Genomic DNA, 18064 nt, shown 5'->3' on the forward strand with positions numbered 1-18064 from the left:
AGATTCCCGTAAAAATTTATGGCAAAATGCGGAAGCAGGCATAGTGGCGATCTTATTTTTTGTTGGCGCAATAATTAGATCATTTTTCCACTGTGCCTGCTTCGTTTTTGTGGGGATTCATCAGCCCTACGTGTAGGGTGCGCATTTATGCGCACCTGGCTGTCATCCTTATCCTATGGTCATCAAACTCGCATTACCGCCCGCTGCGGCGGTATTGACGCTCAGCGAACGCTCAATCAATAAACGCTCCAGCAGCAGATTGGTTTCGCCGCGCGCGAAGCCCTGCACCGAGACAATCGCGCCATCGCGTGCCGCCACCTGCTCGCACAGGCTGCGCAGTTGGTCGGCATCACCGTGATAAATCACCGCATCAAACTCGGCCGCCAGCGCATCCTTCACCAGCTTGACGTGCGCCTGCACCTCCGCCGGTAACGACTGGCGCAGCGCACGATGCAGTTCATCATCCTGCCATAGCGCCTGGCTGCCGACGCTGGTCACCGCAGCCAGCTGGATCAGCGCATCTTCTTCATTATCTGCCATGCACAGCAAATGTTCGCGCGGCAGCAGGGTGAAGGTATTGCGTTCACCGGTTGGACCCGGCAGCAGACGCACGGTGCCGGCCTGCGCCAGCTCGTCGTAACGCTGGCACAGCGCCAGCAGTTCAGGTTTATCTTTTGCCCACTGCTGCAGCGCCTGATGCGCGCGCATCAGTTCTGCGCGCACCGAGCTGTCGACCGGACGCTCAGCATCCTGGCGATCAAAGGTGGTGCGCAGCGCACCGTCTGGACGATTGGCCAACAGGCGATAGAGATAGAGCGGACCACCGGCTTTCGGCCCGGTACCGGACAAGCCTTCGCCGCCGAACGGCTGCACGCCGACCACCGCGCCGACCATATTACGGTTGACGTAGAGGTTGCCGACTTTGGCGTTCGCTGTCACCTGCGCGATGGTTTCATCAATGCGCGTATGTACGCCGAGCGTCAGGCCGTAACCCGAGGCATTAATCTGCTCAACCAGCTGCGGCAGCGTGCTGCGCGAGAAACGCACCACGTGCAGCACCGGGCCAAACACCTCTTTATCCAGATCGCTCACCTTATCCAGCTCAATCAAGGTTGGCTTGATAAAGGTGCCGCTGTTCCACTCTTTGCTATCCTGTGGATTCTCCTGCGCTGCCTGGTAGACGTTGAAACCTTTATTGCGCAGCGCCTGAATGTGACGTTCGATATTGGCTTTCGCTTCGGCATCAATCACCGGACCAATGTCGGTCGACAGACGTTCCGGGTTACCCATGCGGCACTCGGCCATCGCGCCACGCAGCATTTTCAGCGTGTGGTCAGCCACATCATCCTGCACGCACAGCAGACGCAGCGCCGAGCAGCGTTGACCGGCGCTATCAAACGCCGAGGCAACGATATCCACCACCACCTGTTCGGTCAGCGCCGACGAATCGACGATCATCGCGTTCATGCCGCCGGTTTCGGCGATCAGCGGCGTTGGGCGACCCTGCGGATCCAGACGACCGGCCAGATTGCGTTGCAGCAGCGTGGCGACGGCGGTTGAGCCGGTAAACATCACGCCACGCACGCGCTCGTCGCCGGTCAGTTGTGCTCCGACGGTTTCGCCCTGGCCCGGCAGCAGTTGCAGCACACCCGCTGGCACGCCAGCATCCAGCATAATTTGTACCGCCTGCGCGGCAATTAACGGCGTCTGCTCGGCCGGTTTCGCCAGCACGCTGTTACCGGCCGCCAGCGCGGCAGCAATTTGTCCGGTGAAAATCGCCAGCGGGAAGTTCCATGGGCTGATGCACACCACCGGGCCGAGCGGACGATGGGTTTCATTATCGAAATCATCGCGCACCATGCCGGCGTAGTAGTAGAGGAAATCGACCGCTTCACGCACTTCGGCGATGGCGTTGTTGTAGGTTTTCCCGGCTTCACGCACCAGCAATCCAATCAGCTGCTGCATCTGGCCTTCCATCGCTTCGGCAGCACGCTCGAGAATGGCGGCGCGCTCCTGCGGTGGCGTGGCGAACCAGATTGGACCGGCGTTCACTGCCGCATCCAGCGCGTCCGACACTTCGGCTTCGCTCGCATCACGTACGCTGCCCACCACGTCCGCTGGCGCGGCAGGATTGAGTACCGGGCGGCTAACGCCTGCACCTAATTCACCTTCGACCAGCGGCTGCGCGATCCACGGCTGGCTGGCACTGTTGAGCAGCGCACTAGACAGCGATGCCAGTCGATGTTCGTTGGCCAGATCGAGACCGGCAGAGTTGGCACGCTTCGCGCCATACAGGTCGCGCGGCAGCGGAATTTTCGGATGTGGTAAACCGATCGCGCCTTCGGCAGCGCCCATCTTCTCCACGGCGGCAACCGGATCGGCCACCAGCTCATCCAGCGGCAAGGTGTTATCGGCGATGCGGTTAACGAATGAGGTATTGGCACCGTTCTCCAGCAGACGACGTACCAGATAGGCCAGCAGCGTTTCATGGGTGCCGACCGGTGCGTAGATACGGCACGGACGATTAAGTTTGCCGTCAGCGACTTTGCCCACCACCTGCTCATACAGCGGTTCACCCATGCCGTGCAGGCACTGGAATTCATACTGGCCGGGATAATAGTTGTTACCCGCCAGCTGATAAATTGCCGCCAGCGTATGCGCGTTGTGGGTGGCAAACTGCGGGTAGATCAGGTTTGGCACCGCCAGCAGTTTGCGTGCACAGGCCAGATAGGAGATATCGGTGTAAACCTTGCGCGTATAGACCGGATAACCTTCCAGGCCGTCGATCTGTGCGCGTTTGATTTCGCTATCCCAATAGGCGCCTTTTACCAGGCGGATCATCAGGCGGCGGCGGCTGCGTTGGGCCAGGTCGATCAGCGAATCAATCACAAACGGGCAGCGCTTCTGATAGGCCTGAATCACAAAGCCAATGCCGTTCCAGCCTTCCAGTTCCGGCTCGAAGCACAGCTTCTCCAGCAGATCGAGCGACAGCTCCAGACGATCCGCCTCTTCGGCATCGATGTTGATACCGATGTCATAGGAGCGCGCCAGCAAGGTTAACGATTTGAGGATCGGATAGAGCTCGTCCATCACGCGCTCATACTGCGCGCGGCTGTAGCGCGGATGCAATGCCGACAGCTTAATCGAGATGCCCGGACCTTCATAAATGCCGCGCCCGTTGGAGGCTTTGCCGATGGCGTGAATCGCCTGCTGATACGACACCAGATAGGCTTTGGCATCGCTGGCGGTCAGCGCCGCTTCACCCAACATGTCGTAGGAGTAGCGGAAACCTTTCTCCTCCAGCTTGCGCGCATTGGCTAGCGCTTCGGCGATGGTTTCGCCGGTGACAAACTGCTCGCCCATCAGGCGCATCGCCATATCCACGCCTTTGCGGATCAGCGGCTCGCCGCTCTTGCCAATAATGCGGTTAAGCGAGCGCGACAGATTGGCTTCGTTATGGGTGGACACCAGACGACCGGTAAACAGCAGGCCCCAGGTTGCCGCGTTGACAAACATCGACGGGCTGCGACCGAGGTGCGACTGCCAGTTACCGTTACTGATTTTGTCGCGGATCAGCGCATCGCGCGTTGGCTTATCCGGGATGCGCAGCAGGGCTTCCGCCAGGCACATCAGCGCCACGCCTTCCTGTGACGAGAGCGAGAACTCCTGCAGCAGGCTTTGCACCATGCCTGCGCGGCCGGTTGCACCTTTCTGATGCCGCAGCTTATCGGCAAGGCTATAAGCCAGCTGATGGGTTTTCTCCGCCAGCGGGGCAGGGAGACGCGCCTGTTCCAGCAGCATCGGCACCGCATCCGTTTCCGGACGACGCCATGCGGCGGTGATCGCCGAGCGGCTCACCGACTGCGGTAAAATGTGTTCGGCGAAATCGAGGAAAGGCTGCAGCGCCTCTTCTGGCACGCCTTCATCACTGGCGGCATCGATCAGCAGTTGCGGAATTTCTGGCATGGATTCACCGGCTTCCAGCTGCTCCAGATAGTTAAAAATCGCCTGCTTGATCAGCCAGTGTGATGTGCGGTCAAGCTTCTGTGCTGCCAGTTTAATGCGATCGCGGGTGGCCTCATCCAGCTTCACCCCCATGGTCGTACTTGCCATGATGTCCTCGTCCTCGAAATAGTGGTTCAACGCTTGCGTGGCAGCAATATCACCCATGTTGCAACTTTGTGCAACCGTGTTAAATGTGACCCAGGCTGCACGTTTTAAACCGCTCCATCTGTTAACACGATAAAAGCGGCATGGAACTTGCTGCAAGAAGCTCGCCAATGTTGCAACCGGCGTCTACAAGACGGCTCTTGTTTACCTAAAGGTGCAACTCAAACTGTGAGCAAGTGCAACCTATCAGCACGCGATACGCGAAGTGAGGTGAAACCGGTGTGACAGCTGTGTTAAATGCATTGTGCGCGCCGCACCTTTGCGGCAGGATACCGCGCCTTAAGGGAAATCGCTTTCTCTGGATGCGGTTCAACCTTGTCGCTACCCCGTTCCGGTGGCGCAGGTTTTAAAAGATTTCTCTTGATGGATTAAATAATAAGTGGAGAGACTGATGAGTGTAAGCACACCGATGTTGGTGACTTTTGTAGTGTATATCCTTGGGATGGTGTTAATAGGATTCATTGCCTATCGTGCGACCAAGAGTTTTGACGACTACATTCTTGGCGGCCGCAGTTTAGGCAGCGTGGTCACCGCGCTCTCTGCCGGTGCGTCTGATATGAGCGGATGGTTATTGATGGGCCTGCCGGGCGCCATCTTCCTTTCTGGTATTTCTGAAAGCTGGATCGCCATCGGCCTGATTATTGGTGCATGGCTGAACTGGCGCATCGTTGCTGGCCGTCTGCGCGTGCAGACCGAACATCATGATAACGCGTTAACCCTGCCTGATTTCTTCTCCAGCCGCTTCGAAGATAAAAGCAAGCTGCTGCGTGTGATCTCGGCGGTGGTGATTCTGATCTTCTTCACTATCTATTGTGCTTCTGGCGTAGTGGCCGGTGCGCGTCTGTTTGAAAGCACCTTCGGTATGGATTATCAGACCGCGCTGTGGGTGGGTGCTGCAGCCACCATTCTGTATACGCTGGTGGGCGGTTTCCTCGCGGTGAGCTGGACCGATACCGTGCAGGCGAGCCTGATGATCTTCGCGCTGATTTTGACGCCGGTGATGGTGATTATCGCGGTAGGGGGGGTGGACCATTCACTGGCAGTGATCGAAGCCAAAAGCCTCGAAAATCTCGACATGCTGAAAGGCTTGAACTTTGTTGCGGTGATATCGCTGCTCGGTTGGGGCCTGGGCTACTTTGGCCAGCCGCATATTCTGGCGCGCTTTATGGCGGCGGATTCACACCATACCATTCGTAACGCACGCCGTATCAGCATGACCTGGATGATCCTGTGCCTCGGCGGTGCGGTGGCGGTCGGTTTCTTTGGTATCGCTTACTTCCAGAACCATCCCGACCAGGCGGCGGGCGTGAGCCAGAACGGCGAACGTGTGTTTATCGAACTGGCGCGTATCCTGTTCAACCCGTGGATTGCCGGTATTTTGCTGTCGGCGATTCTGGCGGCGGTAATGTCGACCCTGAGCTGCCAGCTGCTGGTGTGTTCCAGCGCGTTAACGGAAGATTTGTATAAAGGCTTCCTGCGTAAAAATGCCAGCCAGAAAGAGCTGGTGTGGATTGGGCGCTTGATGGTGCTGGTGATTGCGTTGATCGCTATCGCACTGGCGGCGAATCCGGAAAACCGCGTACTCGGCCTGGTAAGCTATGCCTGGGCGGGCTTTGGTGCGGCCTTTGGTCCGGTGGTGCTGTTCGGCGTGTGCTGGAAGCGTATGACGCGCAACGGTGCGCTGGCCGGCATGGTGATTGGTGCGCTGACCGTACTGCTGTGGAAAGATTATGGCTACGCGGAGCTGTACGAAATCATTCCAGGCTTTGCCTTCGCCAGTATCGCCATCGTGGTATTCAGCCTGCTGGGTCGTGGCCCCTCTGAGGCCGCGCAGCAACGCTTTGCCGCCGCAGAAGCGCAGTATCAAAGCAAATAATCTATAGGGTCGCCATTCATGGCGACCAGGTGCGCATAAATGCGCACCCTACGAATTCAGCAACGTTTCGTTGTAAGGTCGCCATTCATGGCGACCAGCCCAAATATTCCCCCTCTGCAAACCGCAAAAGCAAAATTAATTTCACGCAGTGACTTGTATTTCTCCCTTCGATAATGATAATCGATATCGTTCGCACTTTACGTTTTTTTACCTAAGTTTTACCCTTCTTAAAATTCAAGAGGTTGGTGATGTTCGTTCCGTTTCTCATCATGCTGCGCGAAGGTCTGGAAGCAGCGCTCATCGTCAGCCTGATTGCCAGCTATCTTAAACGCACCCAGCGCACCCAATGGTTCCCGGCGATGTGGGCGGGGGTATTTATTGCCGCCGCGCTGTGCCTGGCACTCGGCATCTTCATTAATGAAACCACCGGCGAGTTCCCACAGAAACAGCAGGAGCTGTTTGAAGGCATTGTTGCCGTGGTTGCTGTGGTGATCCTTACGTCGATGGTGTTCTGGATGCGCAAAGTCTCGCGCAATATCAAAGCCACGCTGGAAAAATCGGTGGATAACGCGCTGCAGAAGCGGGGCGGCAGCGGCTTTCCGCTGGTGCTGATGGTCTTTCTGGCGGTGGCGCGTGAAGGGCTGGAGTCAGTGTTCTTCCTGCTCGCCGCCTTTACGCAAGACGTCGGCTATGCGCCGCCGATGGGTGCGGTACTCGGTCTGGCGACCGCCGTGGTGCTGGGCATGCTGCTTTACTACGGCGGCATTCGCCTCAATCTGGCGCACTTCTTCCGCTGGACCAGCCTGTTCATTCTGTTTGTTGCCGCAGGACTTGCCGCCGGCGCTATCCGCGCTTTCCACGAAGCCGGTTTATGGAATCATTTCCAGGACGTGGCGTTTGATCTCAGCAACACGCTCTCAACCCATTCGGTATTCGGCACGCTGCTGGAGGGTATTTTGGGTTATCAGGAGACGCCAAGCGTGAGCGAAGTGGCGGTGTGGCTGATCTACCTGATTCCGGCACTGCTGCTGTTTTTCTTCCCGGCGCGTCCTTCGGTCAACGCGGCACGCACCACACGCTGAATTCAATCAGGCGCGATTGCGCGCCTGTTCTTCCATGTAACAGGGATATCACTATGACGATTCGCTTCCGCCGCAAGGCGCTGTTGGTTGCTATGCTGGCGCTTTCCGGTGCCGCTGCTGCTGCCGTCCCGCAAGTCACGGTAACGGTGACCGACCAGCAATGTGAGCCGATGTCGCTCAATGTGCAGGCCGGTAAAACCCAGTTCATCATCAAAAATAACAGCCAGAAAGCGCTGGAGTGGGAGATTCTGAAAGGGGTGATGGTGGTGGAAGAGCGTGAAAACATCGCGCCAGGCTTCAGCCAGAAACTCACCGCGAATCTGGAAGCGGGGGAATATGACATGACCTGCGGCCTGCTCAGCAACCCGAAAGGTAAGTTGGTGGTCAGCGGTGACGCGAAGAAAGCGGCGACCGGTAAACCGGACCTGCTGGAGCTGGTCGGCCCCATCGCTGATTACAAAGTCTATGTGATGAATGAAGTGAAAGCGTTGGTAACCGGCACTAAAGCGTTTACCGATGCGGTGAAAGCCGGTGACATCGAGAAAGCGAAAGCGCTGTTCGCGCCAACGCGCGTGCATTACGAGCGTATCGAGCCGATTGCCGAACTGTTCTCCGACCTGGATGGCAGCATCGATGCGCGTGAAGATGATTTCGAGAAGAAAAACGAAGATCCGAAATTCACCGGCTTCCATCGCCTGGAGAAAATCCTCTTCGCCGATAACACCACCAAAGGTGCCGAAGCGTTTGCCACTCAGCTGAACCAGGACGTGCTGGATCTGCAAACCCGCATCAGCGAGCTGGCGTTCCCGCCAGCGAAAGTGGTCGGCGGCGCGGCAGGTCTGATTGAAGAAGTGGCTTCCAGCAAGATTTCTGGCGAAGAAGATCGTTACAGCCGCACCGATCTGTCTGACTTCCAGGCCAATATCGATGGCGCGCAGAAAATTGTCGATCTGCTGCGTCCGCTGCTGCAGAAAAATAACCCGCAGCTGCTGGCGAAAGTGGATGCCAACTTTAAGAAAGTGGACGGCATTCTCAGCAAGTATCGCACCAAAGATGGCTTTGAGTCGTACGAAAAACTGACCACCGCTGACCGTAACGCGCTGAAAGGCCCGATTACCACGCTGGCGGAAGATCTCTCCCTGCTGCGTGGAACCTTAGGTCTCGATTGATCATGAGTAATAAAAATGACGCGGCGCAGCCGTCGCGTCGTCGCTTATTGCAGGGATTAGGCATGCTGGGCGGTGCGGCCGCCCTCGGCGGCGGCTGTCCGTTCCATAGCGCAGCCGCCGACAGCTTCTCTCCCGGCACGGTTACGCCTAACTCGCGTCAGCAGGCGCAACCCTTTTACGGTGCGCATCAGGCCGGCATTATCACGCCGCAGCAGACGTCGATGATGCTGGTGGCGTTTGATGTTTTGGCGAGTGATAAGGCCGATCTTGAGCGACTGTTTCGCTTACTCACCGAGCGCTTCGCCTTCCTGACCCAAGGCGGACCGGCGCCCGCGGTGACCAATCCGCAACTGCCGCCCATGGATTCGGGCATTCTCGGGGCCGATATCGCGCCGGACAACCTCACCATGACCTTGTCGGTTGGCGCGTCGCTGTTTGACGAGCGCTTCGGCTTGAGCAGGCAAAAACCGGCCCAGCTGCAGACCATGACGCGTTTCCCCAATGATTCGCTGGATGCAGAACAGTGCCACGGCGACCTGTTATTGCAGATCTGCGCCAACACGCAGGATACGGTGATCCATGCACTGCGTGACATCATCAAGCGCACACCTGATTTGCTGGCGGTGCGCTGGCGGCGCGACGGTTTTATTGCCGACCACGCCGCACGCAGCAACGGCAAGGAGACGCCGATCAATCTGCTGGGATTCAAAGACGGCACCGCTAATCCCGACACCCATAATCCGGCGTTGATGAACCAGCTGCTGTGGGTCACCGACGAGCAGCAGGAGCCGGCATGGACGCGTGGCGGCAGTTATCAGGCGGTGCGCATCATCCGTTTCCACGTCGAGATGTGGGATCGCACGCCGCTTGGCGAGCAGCAAACCATTTTTGGCCGCGAGAAGTTATCCGGCGCACCGCTCGGCATGAAAAACGAGCATGACGTACCGGATTACAGTAAAGATCCCGATGGTGATTTGATTGCGCTGGATGCGCATATTCGTCTCGCCAATCCGCGTACGCCACAAACCGACAGCAGTTTGATGCTGCGGCGCGGTTACAGCTATTCCAGCGGCATTACCGGTTCGGGTCAGTTGGATATGGGTTTATTGTTTGTCTGTTATCAGCACGACTTAGCCAAAGGCTTTATTACCGTACAGCAACGTTTAAATGGCGAAGCGCTGGAAGAGTATATTCGCCCGATTGGCGGCGGTTACTTTTTCGCCTTACCTGGCGTCGTGGATGAAAAACATTATCTCGGACAACCTTTACTGCAAGCCTGATTAATAAATGCACAACGCCTGCGTGCCAGATTGCGCCGCAGGCTTTTTTGTTACGCATTCCTTAAACTTTCCCCTGGTTGTAGCCGCTTCCGAATGTTCCTAAAAAGTTTGGTTTATCCCCAATAAACCATCCTTTTGATAATTATAATAAATTTAATTTAAGGTAAACGCGCTCAGGCTTCGCTTATCTTTTTTTCTTTGCGGGGAAGTAAAATTACTGTTGCAAACCACCGCAAATATGATGCACTTTATTCATAAGCGTTGTCAGTTGTGTGGCTAAGCCACTGGAGTTCGCGCATGATTCGTTCCTCGCTGGGACAGTTAAATAGTTTCAACACACGCAGTACACTGCGGGGGATTTCTTCCCTCAAAAGCAACCTCTCTTCATTTAAAACTTCGTTCTCGTTCAATCTCAGTTTCTTTACCGGTGCGCGCCTGCGTTTCGGCGCTGATGCACACCATTCTCAATGGCTCGAAACGGCTTACAAGGAAGCCAGATAAACCTCTAAAGCGTTCAAGTCATCGCCGCGGGTGATCCCGCCGCGATAAATGAAACCAACTGTAAGGTGCCACTATGGGAAGACAGAAAGCAGTGATCAAAGCACGTCGTGAAGCCAGACGCGTTATTCGTAGCGACTCTCGCAGTCACCGTCAGCGTGAAGAAGAATCGGTCACTTCGCTGGTGCAGATGGGTGGGTTGGATTCGATTGGTATGGCACGTGATGCACGTGACCGCGGGCCGATTGAAGCCAGAAATGAAGCTCAGGCACACTATCTCCATGCCATAGAATCGAAACAGCTTATTTTCGCTACCGGTGAAGCCGGCTGCGGAAAAACCTGGATTAGCGCAGCCAAAGCGGCTGAGGCCCTGATCAATAAGGACATCGAAAGGATTATTGTGACGCGCCCGGTTCTGCAGGCGGATGAAGATCTCGGTTTCCTCCCCGGAGACATTTCCGAGAAATTCGCGCCTTATTTCCGACCGGTTTATGACGTTCTGGTTAAACGTCTCGGCGCTTCCTTTATGCAATACTGCCTGCGGCCCGAAATCGCCAAGGTAGAGATCGCGCCCTTCGCATACATGCGCGGACGTACCTTTGAAAATGCTGTGGTGATCCTTGATGAGGCACAAAACGTCACCGCCGCACAGATGAAGATGTTCCTGACGCGCCTGGGTGAAAACGTGACGGTTATCGTCAACGGCGATATCACCCAGTGCGACCTGCCGTCCCATGCTAAATCGGGTCTTGCCGATGCGTTAGCGCGCTTCGAAGAAGATGAGATGATTGGCGTGGTGCGTTTCGGCAAAGAGGATTGCGTCCGTTCAGCGCTGTGTCAACGCACGCTGCACGCTTACAGTTAACCGTTTGATTGAGAATGTAGCTAAGCAAAACCCGGCGCAAGCCGGGTTTTTTTTATCGCTAAAAGCGAGTTTGACCATTATTAGTCATTTATTCTCAAAAACAGCTTTTACTAAATAAAGCCAAAGCATTCTGGCAATTATAAATTCATTTTTTTATTTATTAGCCACTGCGCATTGTTATCAATAATCCAAGCTGGGTTGTGATATTACACTCTTAAAGAGTAAAGATATTTACAAACAGTATTTCTTGATGATTTTGGCGAGTTTAATGGTTTTTTCTTGTTTATGGTTCTCTTTTTAATCAAATAAAAAACAACAACCAAGACCGATCTTGTACCACTCCAAGACCCATCCGCTATAACTTAATTCAAGGGAAGTGGCCACCCACCTGCAGTAGCGATGCATCGAATTAAATTAACTCAACGACGCTTTTCTATTCAGGAATAGTTAATATGAAAAATCCATTGATTTTATCTGCGGTAATCGCAGTCTCATCGCTAACAACCTTTGCTCACGCTAGCGATGGTACGATAAATGTGACGGGAACGATTTCAGATACAACCTGTACCATCAATGCCGGTAGCGTATCCATCGACGTCGATTTCGGCACCGTTTCTTCAAGAGCTTTTACCGGTCCGGGTTCTACCGCCGGTATTGAACCTATTAAAATTGATTTTGATTCTTGCCCTGCATCAATTACCAGCGCCGCCGTTAGCTTTGATGGCACCAGCGATGCGGTTAACAGTAATTTATTTGCGCTAACCTCCGCAGCTCCAGCGACCGGTGTCGCGGTCGGTCTGTATGAAGCTGATGGTGCGACTGAGATTCCTTATGGCTCAACGTCACGATCCGTTCCTCTGACGACAACCGGCGGCACATTAAGTTATTTCGCCAAATATGTGCAAACTACCACGCCAATAGCGGCAGGTAGCGCTGACACTGTGATTAACTTTACCGTTAAATATTAATCGCTTTATTGAGGTGCAGGATGCTTATTACGCATCCTGCACAGGCGTCATATCGGGTAAGCAGGATATAACCTATGTTAGTAAAAACTTTTCGCTATGCAGTGGGCGCGCTGCTATTGATTAGCGGCATCGCCCACGCTGGCGTTTCGCTTGGCGGCACGCGTGTGGTTTATGAGGCAGCAAAAAGCGAGAGCAATATCTCTGTTAAGAACTCAGAGAAAAAAAGTTTTCTGATTCAATCGTGGGTTGAAACAGAGGATCATATTAAGACCAATGCATTTATTGTCACACCGCCGCTTTTTCGCTTAAACGGTGAACAGGAAAATGTGTTGCGTATTATTAAATCTAATGTGCCACTGCCACAAGATAAAGAGTCACTTTTTTGGTTGAACGTTAAAGCGATCCCTGCATCAAATAAAAATAGCCAGAATGAAGTGTTAATTGCGGTCAAAACGCAAATAAAGTTATTTTATCGACCAGTGGCATTAACAGGCGCTGCCGCTGATGCTTATAAATCGCTGAAAATAACACGCACAGGCAATCAACTTATTGTAGAAAATCCAACTGGCTACTTTGTCTCTTTTTATAGCTTAAGTGTTGGCGCGAACAACATAAAAGATCCGGGCTACATCGCACCGAAAAGTAAAAAGAACTATGTCATTCCTGCAGGTGCAGCGGGGAAAGTGAGTTGGAAGGCGATTGGCGACTACGGAAATATCACGGCTGAAGCCACATCAAAATAGTGATGTGCCATGAGCGTTGACACGACTGCAGCGACCCGTGGTGGGTATTAAGTGGAGATAATAATATGCGAGTGTTATATGTTTCGAAAACAGTAACATTACAGCTTATTTTTTTGCTAGCACTCAGCTCAGATATCTATGCAGAAGAGTATTTTAACCCTGCAGCACTGGAACTGAGCGATGCTGAGCGAGAGTCCGTAAATCTGGATCTTCTGTCAAAAAATAATACGCAATTGCCCGGTCGTTACCGTGTCGGTGTCAATGTTAATGAGAAGTTTATTGCAGCGCAGGACATTAACTTTATTTTGCTCGGCCATCAATTGCACCCAGAATTAACGGTGAGTGACTTGCAGCGTTACGGTGTGAAAATTGATGCCTTTGCGGCATTGAAAACCCTTAGTGCCGAACACCCTATCGTTGAGATGAGTCATTACATTCCCGACGCCAGCACACAATTTGATTTCAATACTCAGCAACTGAATATCAGTATTCCTCAGGCGGCACTCAATCAAACCTCACGCGATTATATTGATCCCAGCGAATGGGACCGAGGCATACCCGCACTGCTCCTGAACTATAGTGCCAATGCTGCTAACGCTGTGAATAAAAATCATGCCGCCTCAAATAATTCTCGCTTCCTAAATCTGAGAAGTGGGGCTAACTGGGGTGCATGGCGCTTAAGGAATTATTCAACCTGGTCTGATAATAACAGTGCGCAGCAATGGAATACTATCAGTACCTATGTTCAGCGTGACATCCAACCGTTAAAGTCGCAGCTTATTGCCGGTGACAGTTTCACTCCTTCTGATATTTATGACAGCGTACCATTTCGCGGTATTCAGTTGCTGTCTGACGACAATATGTATCCCGATAGTCAGCGCGGTTACGCGCCGGTAATACGCGGCATTGCACAATCAAATGCTCAGGTCTCAGTGAAGCAGAATGGTTATGTGATCTATCAAACCTATGTCGCACCAGGCGCGTTTGAAATTACCGATCTCTATCCCACCGCTACCAGCGGCGACCTTGAAGTCATGGTTAAAGAGGCTGATGGAACAGAACGCGTTGCGGTGCAGCCTTATTCCGCCGTACCGATTATGCTGCGTGAAGGTCGCGTGAAATATGGCATCTCTGCCGGTACCTTTCGCTCGACCTCAGCCTTAGCACGCGAACCTATTTTTACTCAAGGCAGCGTGATTTATGGACTTCCCTCTGCAACATCCGTTTATGCCGGCGTGATAGCGTCGCCCTCATACCTGTCAGGAATGCTGGGGGTAGGTCATGGATTGGGTGATTGGGGATCGTTGTCTTTCGATGTGTCTCAAGCCGAAACCCAATTACAGGGAGCATCGGAAAAGAAGAGCGGGCAGTCATTTCGCGTCCAATATTCAAAAGATATTAATCGCCTGGGAACCAACTTCACCCTGGCAAGTTACCGCTATTCCACTCAAGGCTTCTATGACTTTAAAGAGTCAAATGAGATCAATGCTGAGGCATCGAACGATGAGCGTCTGCAGGCATACAGCAATAAACGCAGCCGAACTCAGGTTAATATCAACCAGCGAATATTTGATGCCGGCAATGTTTTTATTACGGGCCTGCAGCAGGATTATTGGGGGCGTAAGGGTTCTGAACGTAGCGTAAATATTGGCTGGAATGCCAGCTTACAAAATATTTCCTATGGGTTGAGTTACGGCCTGAATAAGACGCCGTTAGCAAAGGGTACAGAGCAATTATTTGCCTTCAATGTGCAAATTCCCCTCAGCAAGGGTTTGTCCAACAGTCGCCTGAGTTACTCGGTTGATACCAGCGATCGCGGTCGTACCGCCCAGCGTGTTGGCATCAGCGGCACGGCGCTGGAGCAAAACAACCTTAATTATGATCTGCAACAGAGCTATGCCAGCCAGGGAACCGGCTACGGCGGCAATACATCCGTGAATTATCGTGGCACTTATGGTCAGGTGAATGCGGGATACAGTTATGGACGTGACACGCGGCAAATCAACGTCGGCGCTCAGGGCGGTGTGGTGGCGCACCCCTGGGGCGTTACGTTATCTCAACCCTTAGGCGAGACGATGTTGCTGGTGCGCGCACCGGATGCAGACGGCGTTTCAGTCCAAAATCAAACCGGTATCAACACGGACTGGCGTGGCTACGCTGTGGTTCCCTACGCCACAAGCTATCGAAAAAATCGTATTGCGCTTGATCCGGCAACGTTCAAACAGGGTGTTGATATTGACACCACCGTAGCGACAGCCGTTCCGACCCAAGGTGCCGTGGTGGTCGCCAATTTTGCGACACGCGTGGGACATCGCACCTTAATCACCCTTACTCAAGCGGGGCGGCCAGTGCCGTTTGGCGCGGAAGTGAGCTATCAGGCAGACAATGCTAAACCCGTTATCAGCATCGCCGGCACGCACGGTGAGACCTATTTAGCCGGTATGCCTGATGAAGGGGTGCTGATGGTGAAGTGGGGAGATCAACCGCACCAGCAATGCCAGGCTGCTTTCACAATCGAGGTAAAGGAAGATGAGCCGATTCAGTATGGCAGCGCCGTCTGTAGTTAACGCCATCAAGGAGGAAAAAATGAAGTCACTTCTTCACTGCTTGCTTTTATTATCAGGTTTATCAATGTTCGGCAGCAGTTGGGCGGCCTGCACCTCAGCCCCAGCCTCACTTAATGTGGCGATGTCCGCACCGATAGCAGTAAGTTCACTTACGCCAATTGGCACGGTTATTAGTACAGGTTCCGTCAATTATCGCGTGACCTGCAGCGGAGTCGGCGCGAATACCGCCATGCTGCGCTCTGGTTTGAATACGGATTATGGTGCTTCACCCGTGCCTGGCGTGAGAAATACCTCCCTTGCCGGGGTTGGCATCCGCTGGACCAATACCAACAATGGAACGCCTTTCGTCTGGACCAACTATTCGATGTCGGACGGTAGCGTTCAACGCGGATTAAACATTACGGGTGCGCGCGAGATGTCAGACCTTTTTGAATGGGTTAAAACCGGACCTGTTGCATCGGGCAGCATCAGCACATGGGTGCTCAATTATAACTGGCGGACAGGCACTGCCGGCGCGCAGACGCGTTTATTGACGGTTAATTTACCGGCTATGACGATTCCGGTTGCCACCTGTTCACTGACGCAAACCGTAATCCCGGTCAATTTGGGCAATAAAATACCGCTAAAAACGTTCAGCGGGCCGGGAAGTGTCTCTTCGCCCGAAGGGTTCAACATCCCGTTAATCTGCGATCCTCAGGTGCCCGTGACCGTACAATTCACTGGCACGCCAGCAGCAGGATTGCCAACGGTTCTGGCACTTAGCGCGGATAGTGTGGCGACCGGATTGGGCGTTCAGCTTGCCTATCATGATGTCCCTGTTACGCTTAATTCGGCGCTGGCTGTGGGTGACAGCGGAGCGGCAGGCGGCGTATACGACATTCCCTTTACGGCGCGTTTTTATCAAACGGCTGCCATGGTTACGCCGGGGTTAGCCCGGGCAGTCGCTACATTCACCCTGACTTATAACTAGCAGCGCCAAAGTGGACGGCTTGATTAACGTCACTCAGGCATGGAGCTAAACGAGCGGGAGAAAATGTCGTAAAAAAACCCGGCATAAGCCGGGTTTGTAGGGTGTTTCACTGCTCAGCCATCAATTATCATAAACATCTGATGCAATGGCGAGAGCGAGTGCTGCTTACAGCTGAGACAGCGCGTTTTGCTCTTCCAGCTGATCAACCCACTGCACGTTGAGCGGTGCAAACTCACTGTTCACACCTTCCATCACCGAGCTATAAGCCATATCCGCCGGGCTAATAGACAGTTCAACGCGTGCGTCCTCTGCCTGCGCTGCCATCAGCAGCGCATCGGCGTCAGCCAGCAGCAGCGAAGGCTCAGGCTGCATCAGCAAACTGCTGAAGGCATTCTTGCTGAAGGTGAAGCTTTCACTGTAGGCATCGCCCACTTTGATCATCAGGCTGTTAACACCATCAGGGAAGGTGGCAGGCGTGCCCCACTTACCATAGATGTTGGTATCGGCGCGGCCATAAAACTCGCCGTTGAGATAGATCTCGACGGTGGTGCTAGGCTGCGCAGTGCCATTAATCACAAAGCTGGTGGCCGCGGTAGCGCCGCCATCGGCAACGATGCCATTGGTGCTGAAGAGCGTATCGATGCTGAGATCGGCCGATGGACCGGTGCCCGGCACTGGCGTTGGGGTTGGCGCAGGAGTCGGTTCTGGCGTCGGCTCTGGCGTTGGCTCAGGGGTCGGTTCCGGGGTAGGCTCCGGTGTTACCACCGAAGATGGCTGCACATCGATAGTGAATGGCTGACTGAACTGGCCGCGTGAAGCGATTTTCAGCTCGTTAATACCCGTCGCCAGCGTTGGCTCGTAGCTCCATTTGCCCTCTGCATCAGCGGTGATCATGGCAATTTCGCGACCATTCACATACAGCTGCACGATGGCACCTGGCACCAGCGTGGTGCCGGAGATCAGTACGCTGTTGCCATCGGTGCTGCCATCAGCCGGAATGCTGGCTTTGTCGCCGCCCAGATTGTTGACCGCAGTGATTGCTACCGCAGGTGCAGGCGTGGGTTCCGGTGCTGGCGTTGGCTCTGGCGTAGGTTCCGGCGTTGGCGCAGGTGCGACTGGTGTACCGGCAGGTTGCACATCAACAGTAAAGGCTGGGCTCCATTGACCACGGGAAACCACCTTCAGTTCATTGTTGCCGTTGGTCAGGTTAGCGTCATAGCTCCATTTGCCCTCGGCGTCGGCGGTAACCATCGCAATCTCGCGACCATTAGCGAACAGCTGCACGGTGGCGTTAGGCTGAGCATTGCCAGAGATACGCACGCTGTTGCCATCGGTTGCGCCACCCGCTGGCACTGCTGCCTGCTCGCCGCTGAGGTTATTGATGCCGGTAATGACTAAACCGGTTGGCGTTGGGGTTGGGGCAGGCGGCGTCACGGGATCAGGCGTGACAATCGGACCCGGGCCTGGCGTCGGTTCTGGCGTTGGCTCAGGTCGGGCCGGTTCAACGGGTTTCATCCAGACCACAAAGCTGTCACTGGTCTGGCCCTGTGACATCACGCGGAACTCTTGCGCGCCCATATTAAGCGGCATGGTCGGGGTGTAGGTCCAGTTGCCGGTGGCATCAGCATCGACAACGCCAATAGCTCGCCCATGCGCATAGATAAACACCATGCTATTCGGTGCTGCGGTTCCGCTCAGTTTTGGCGTGGTGTCGTGGGAAGTACCTAAGAATGAGATAGATTTTTCAACGTCGCCGCTGTTATCCAGCACGGACGTAATGGTGGGTTTTACAAAGTGTGTGGTCATAAAGTTCCCTTTCGAGATAAGTCGAGCCGTCGGCTCAGGGGAAAGCACGCCCCGCAGGGCGTGCTGGTAT

At 54.2% G+C, this 18064-nt stretch carries 12 protein-coding genes; 10 read left to right on the plus strand and 2 right to left on the minus strand.

Annotated features, from left to right (window positions below; all coding sequences use genetic code 11):
- Positions 1-168 precede the first annotated feature (168 nt).
- Complete coding sequence (gene putA, locus AC790_RS12565; RefSeq protein ID WP_049852272.1) at positions 169-4113, minus strand: trifunctional transcriptional regulator/proline dehydrogenase/L-glutamate gamma-semialdehyde dehydrogenase; 3945 nt, start codon at positions 4111-4113, stop codon at positions 169-171.
- A gap of 448 nt (positions 4114-4561) precedes the next feature.
- Between putA and putP the strand changes: the two genes are divergently transcribed.
- The 10 genes from putP (at position 4562) to AC790_RS12610 (ending at position 16188) form a co-directional block, all read left to right on the plus strand.
- Entirely contained in the window at positions 4562-6046 is a 1485-nt protein-coding gene (gene putP / locus AC790_RS12570; protein WP_049851992.1) for a sodium/proline symporter PutP, read from the plus strand.
- Between the two features lie 248 nt (positions 6047-6294).
- The gene (gene efeU / locus AC790_RS12575) at positions 6295-7128 is read left to right on the plus strand and encodes an iron uptake transporter permease EfeU (RefSeq protein ID WP_049851993.1); all 834 of its coding nucleotides are present in this window, start codon (positions 6295-6297) and stop codon (positions 7126-7128) included.
- Positions 7129-7181: 53 nt separating this feature from the next.
- Complete coding sequence (gene efeO / locus AC790_RS12580; RefSeq protein ID WP_007893715.1) at positions 7182-8297, plus strand: iron uptake system protein EfeO; 1116 nt, start codon at positions 7182-7184, stop codon at positions 8295-8297.
- 2 nt (positions 8298-8299) lie between these two features.
- On the plus strand, positions 8300-9577 hold the full coding sequence (gene efeB, locus AC790_RS12585) for an iron uptake transporter deferrochelatase/peroxidase subunit (RefSeq protein ID WP_049851994.1): 1278 nt from the start codon (positions 8300-8302) through the stop codon (positions 9575-9577).
- A gap of 297 nt (positions 9578-9874) precedes the next feature.
- Positions 9875-10078 carry a hypothetical protein gene (locus AC790_RS24215; RefSeq protein WP_007893713.1) on the plus strand — a complete coding sequence of 68 codons (204 nt, stop codon included), beginning with the start codon at positions 9875-9877 and terminating at the stop codon, positions 10076-10078.
- Positions 10079-10151: 73 nt separating this feature from the next.
- A complete protein-coding gene (phoH, locus tag AC790_RS12590) occupies positions 10152-10940 on the plus strand; it encodes a phosphate starvation-inducible protein PhoH (RefSeq protein ID WP_007893712.1) in 789 nt (262 codons plus the stop codon).
- Between the two features lie 452 nt (positions 10941-11392).
- On the plus strand, positions 11393-11908 hold the full coding sequence (locus AC790_RS12595; protein ID WP_049851995.1) for a fimbrial protein: 516 nt from the start codon (positions 11393-11395) through the stop codon (positions 11906-11908).
- A gap of 74 nt (positions 11909-11982) precedes the next feature.
- The gene (locus AC790_RS12600) at positions 11983-12651 is read left to right on the plus strand and encodes a molecular chaperone (protein ID WP_049851996.1); all 669 of its coding nucleotides are present in this window, start codon (positions 11983-11985) and stop codon (positions 12649-12651) included.
- Between the two features lie 65 nt (positions 12652-12716).
- Positions 12717-15218, plus strand: coding sequence for a fimbria/pilus outer membrane usher protein (locus AC790_RS12605; protein ID WP_049851997.1), 2502 nt, complete (start codon positions 12717-12719; stop codon positions 15216-15218).
- Between the two features lie 19 nt (positions 15219-15237).
- Positions 15238-16188: a fimbrial protein gene (locus AC790_RS12610; protein ID WP_161804879.1), complete on the plus strand. Its 951-nt coding sequence runs from the start codon at positions 15238-15240 to the stop codon at positions 16186-16188.
- A gap of 165 nt (positions 16189-16353) precedes the next feature.
- Here AC790_RS12610 and AC790_RS24720 read toward each other — a convergent pair whose 3' ends face one another.
- Complete coding sequence (locus AC790_RS24720; protein ID WP_049851999.1) at positions 16354-17994, minus strand: hypothetical protein; 1641 nt, start codon at positions 17992-17994, stop codon at positions 16354-16356.
- Positions 17995-18064 lie beyond the last annotated feature (70 nt).

The sequence above is a fragment of the Pantoea sp. RIT-PI-b genome (assembly GCF_001187905.1).
GTDB classification, from domain to species: Bacteria; Pseudomonadota; Gammaproteobacteria; order Enterobacterales; family Enterobacteriaceae; genus Pantoea; species Pantoea nemavictus.

Bases quoted from the DNA above. Each gene is read 5' to 3' on its own strand.
- putA (WP_049852272.1), bottom strand. From the start codon at position 4,113: ATGGCAAGTACGACCATGGGGGTGAAGCTGGATGAGGCCACCCGCGAT.
- putP (WP_049851992.1), top strand. From the start codon at position 4,562: ATGAGTGTAAGCACACCGATGTTGGTGACTTTTGTAGTGTATATCCTT.
- efeU (WP_049851993.1), top strand. From the start codon at position 6,295: ATGTTCGTTCCGTTTCTCATCATGCTGCGCGAAGGTCTGGAAGCAGCG.
- efeO (WP_007893715.1), top strand. From the start codon at position 7,182: ATGACGATTCGCTTCCGCCGCAAGGCGCTGTTGGTTGCTATGCTGGCG.
- efeB (WP_049851994.1), top strand. From the start codon at position 8,300: ATGAGTAATAAAAATGACGCGGCGCAGCCGTCGCGTCGTCGCTTATTG.
- AC790_RS24215 (WP_007893713.1), top strand. From the start codon at position 9,875: ATGATTCGTTCCTCGCTGGGACAGTTAAATAGTTTCAACACACGCAGT.
- phoH (WP_007893712.1), top strand. From the start codon at position 10,152: ATGGGAAGACAGAAAGCAGTGATCAAAGCACGTCGTGAAGCCAGACGC.
- AC790_RS12595 (WP_049851995.1), top strand. From the start codon at position 11,393: ATGAAAAATCCATTGATTTTATCTGCGGTAATCGCAGTCTCATCGCTA.
- AC790_RS12600 (WP_049851996.1), top strand. From the start codon at position 11,983: ATGTTAGTAAAAACTTTTCGCTATGCAGTGGGCGCGCTGCTATTGATT.
- AC790_RS12605 (WP_049851997.1), top strand. From the start codon at position 12,717: ATGCGAGTGTTATATGTTTCGAAAACAGTAACATTACAGCTTATTTTT.
- AC790_RS12610 (WP_161804879.1), top strand. From the start codon at position 15,238: ATGAAGTCACTTCTTCACTGCTTGCTTTTATTATCAGGTTTATCAATG.
- AC790_RS24720 (WP_049851999.1), bottom strand. From the start codon at position 17,994: ATGACCACACACTTTGTAAAACCCACCATTACGTCCGTGCTGGATAAC.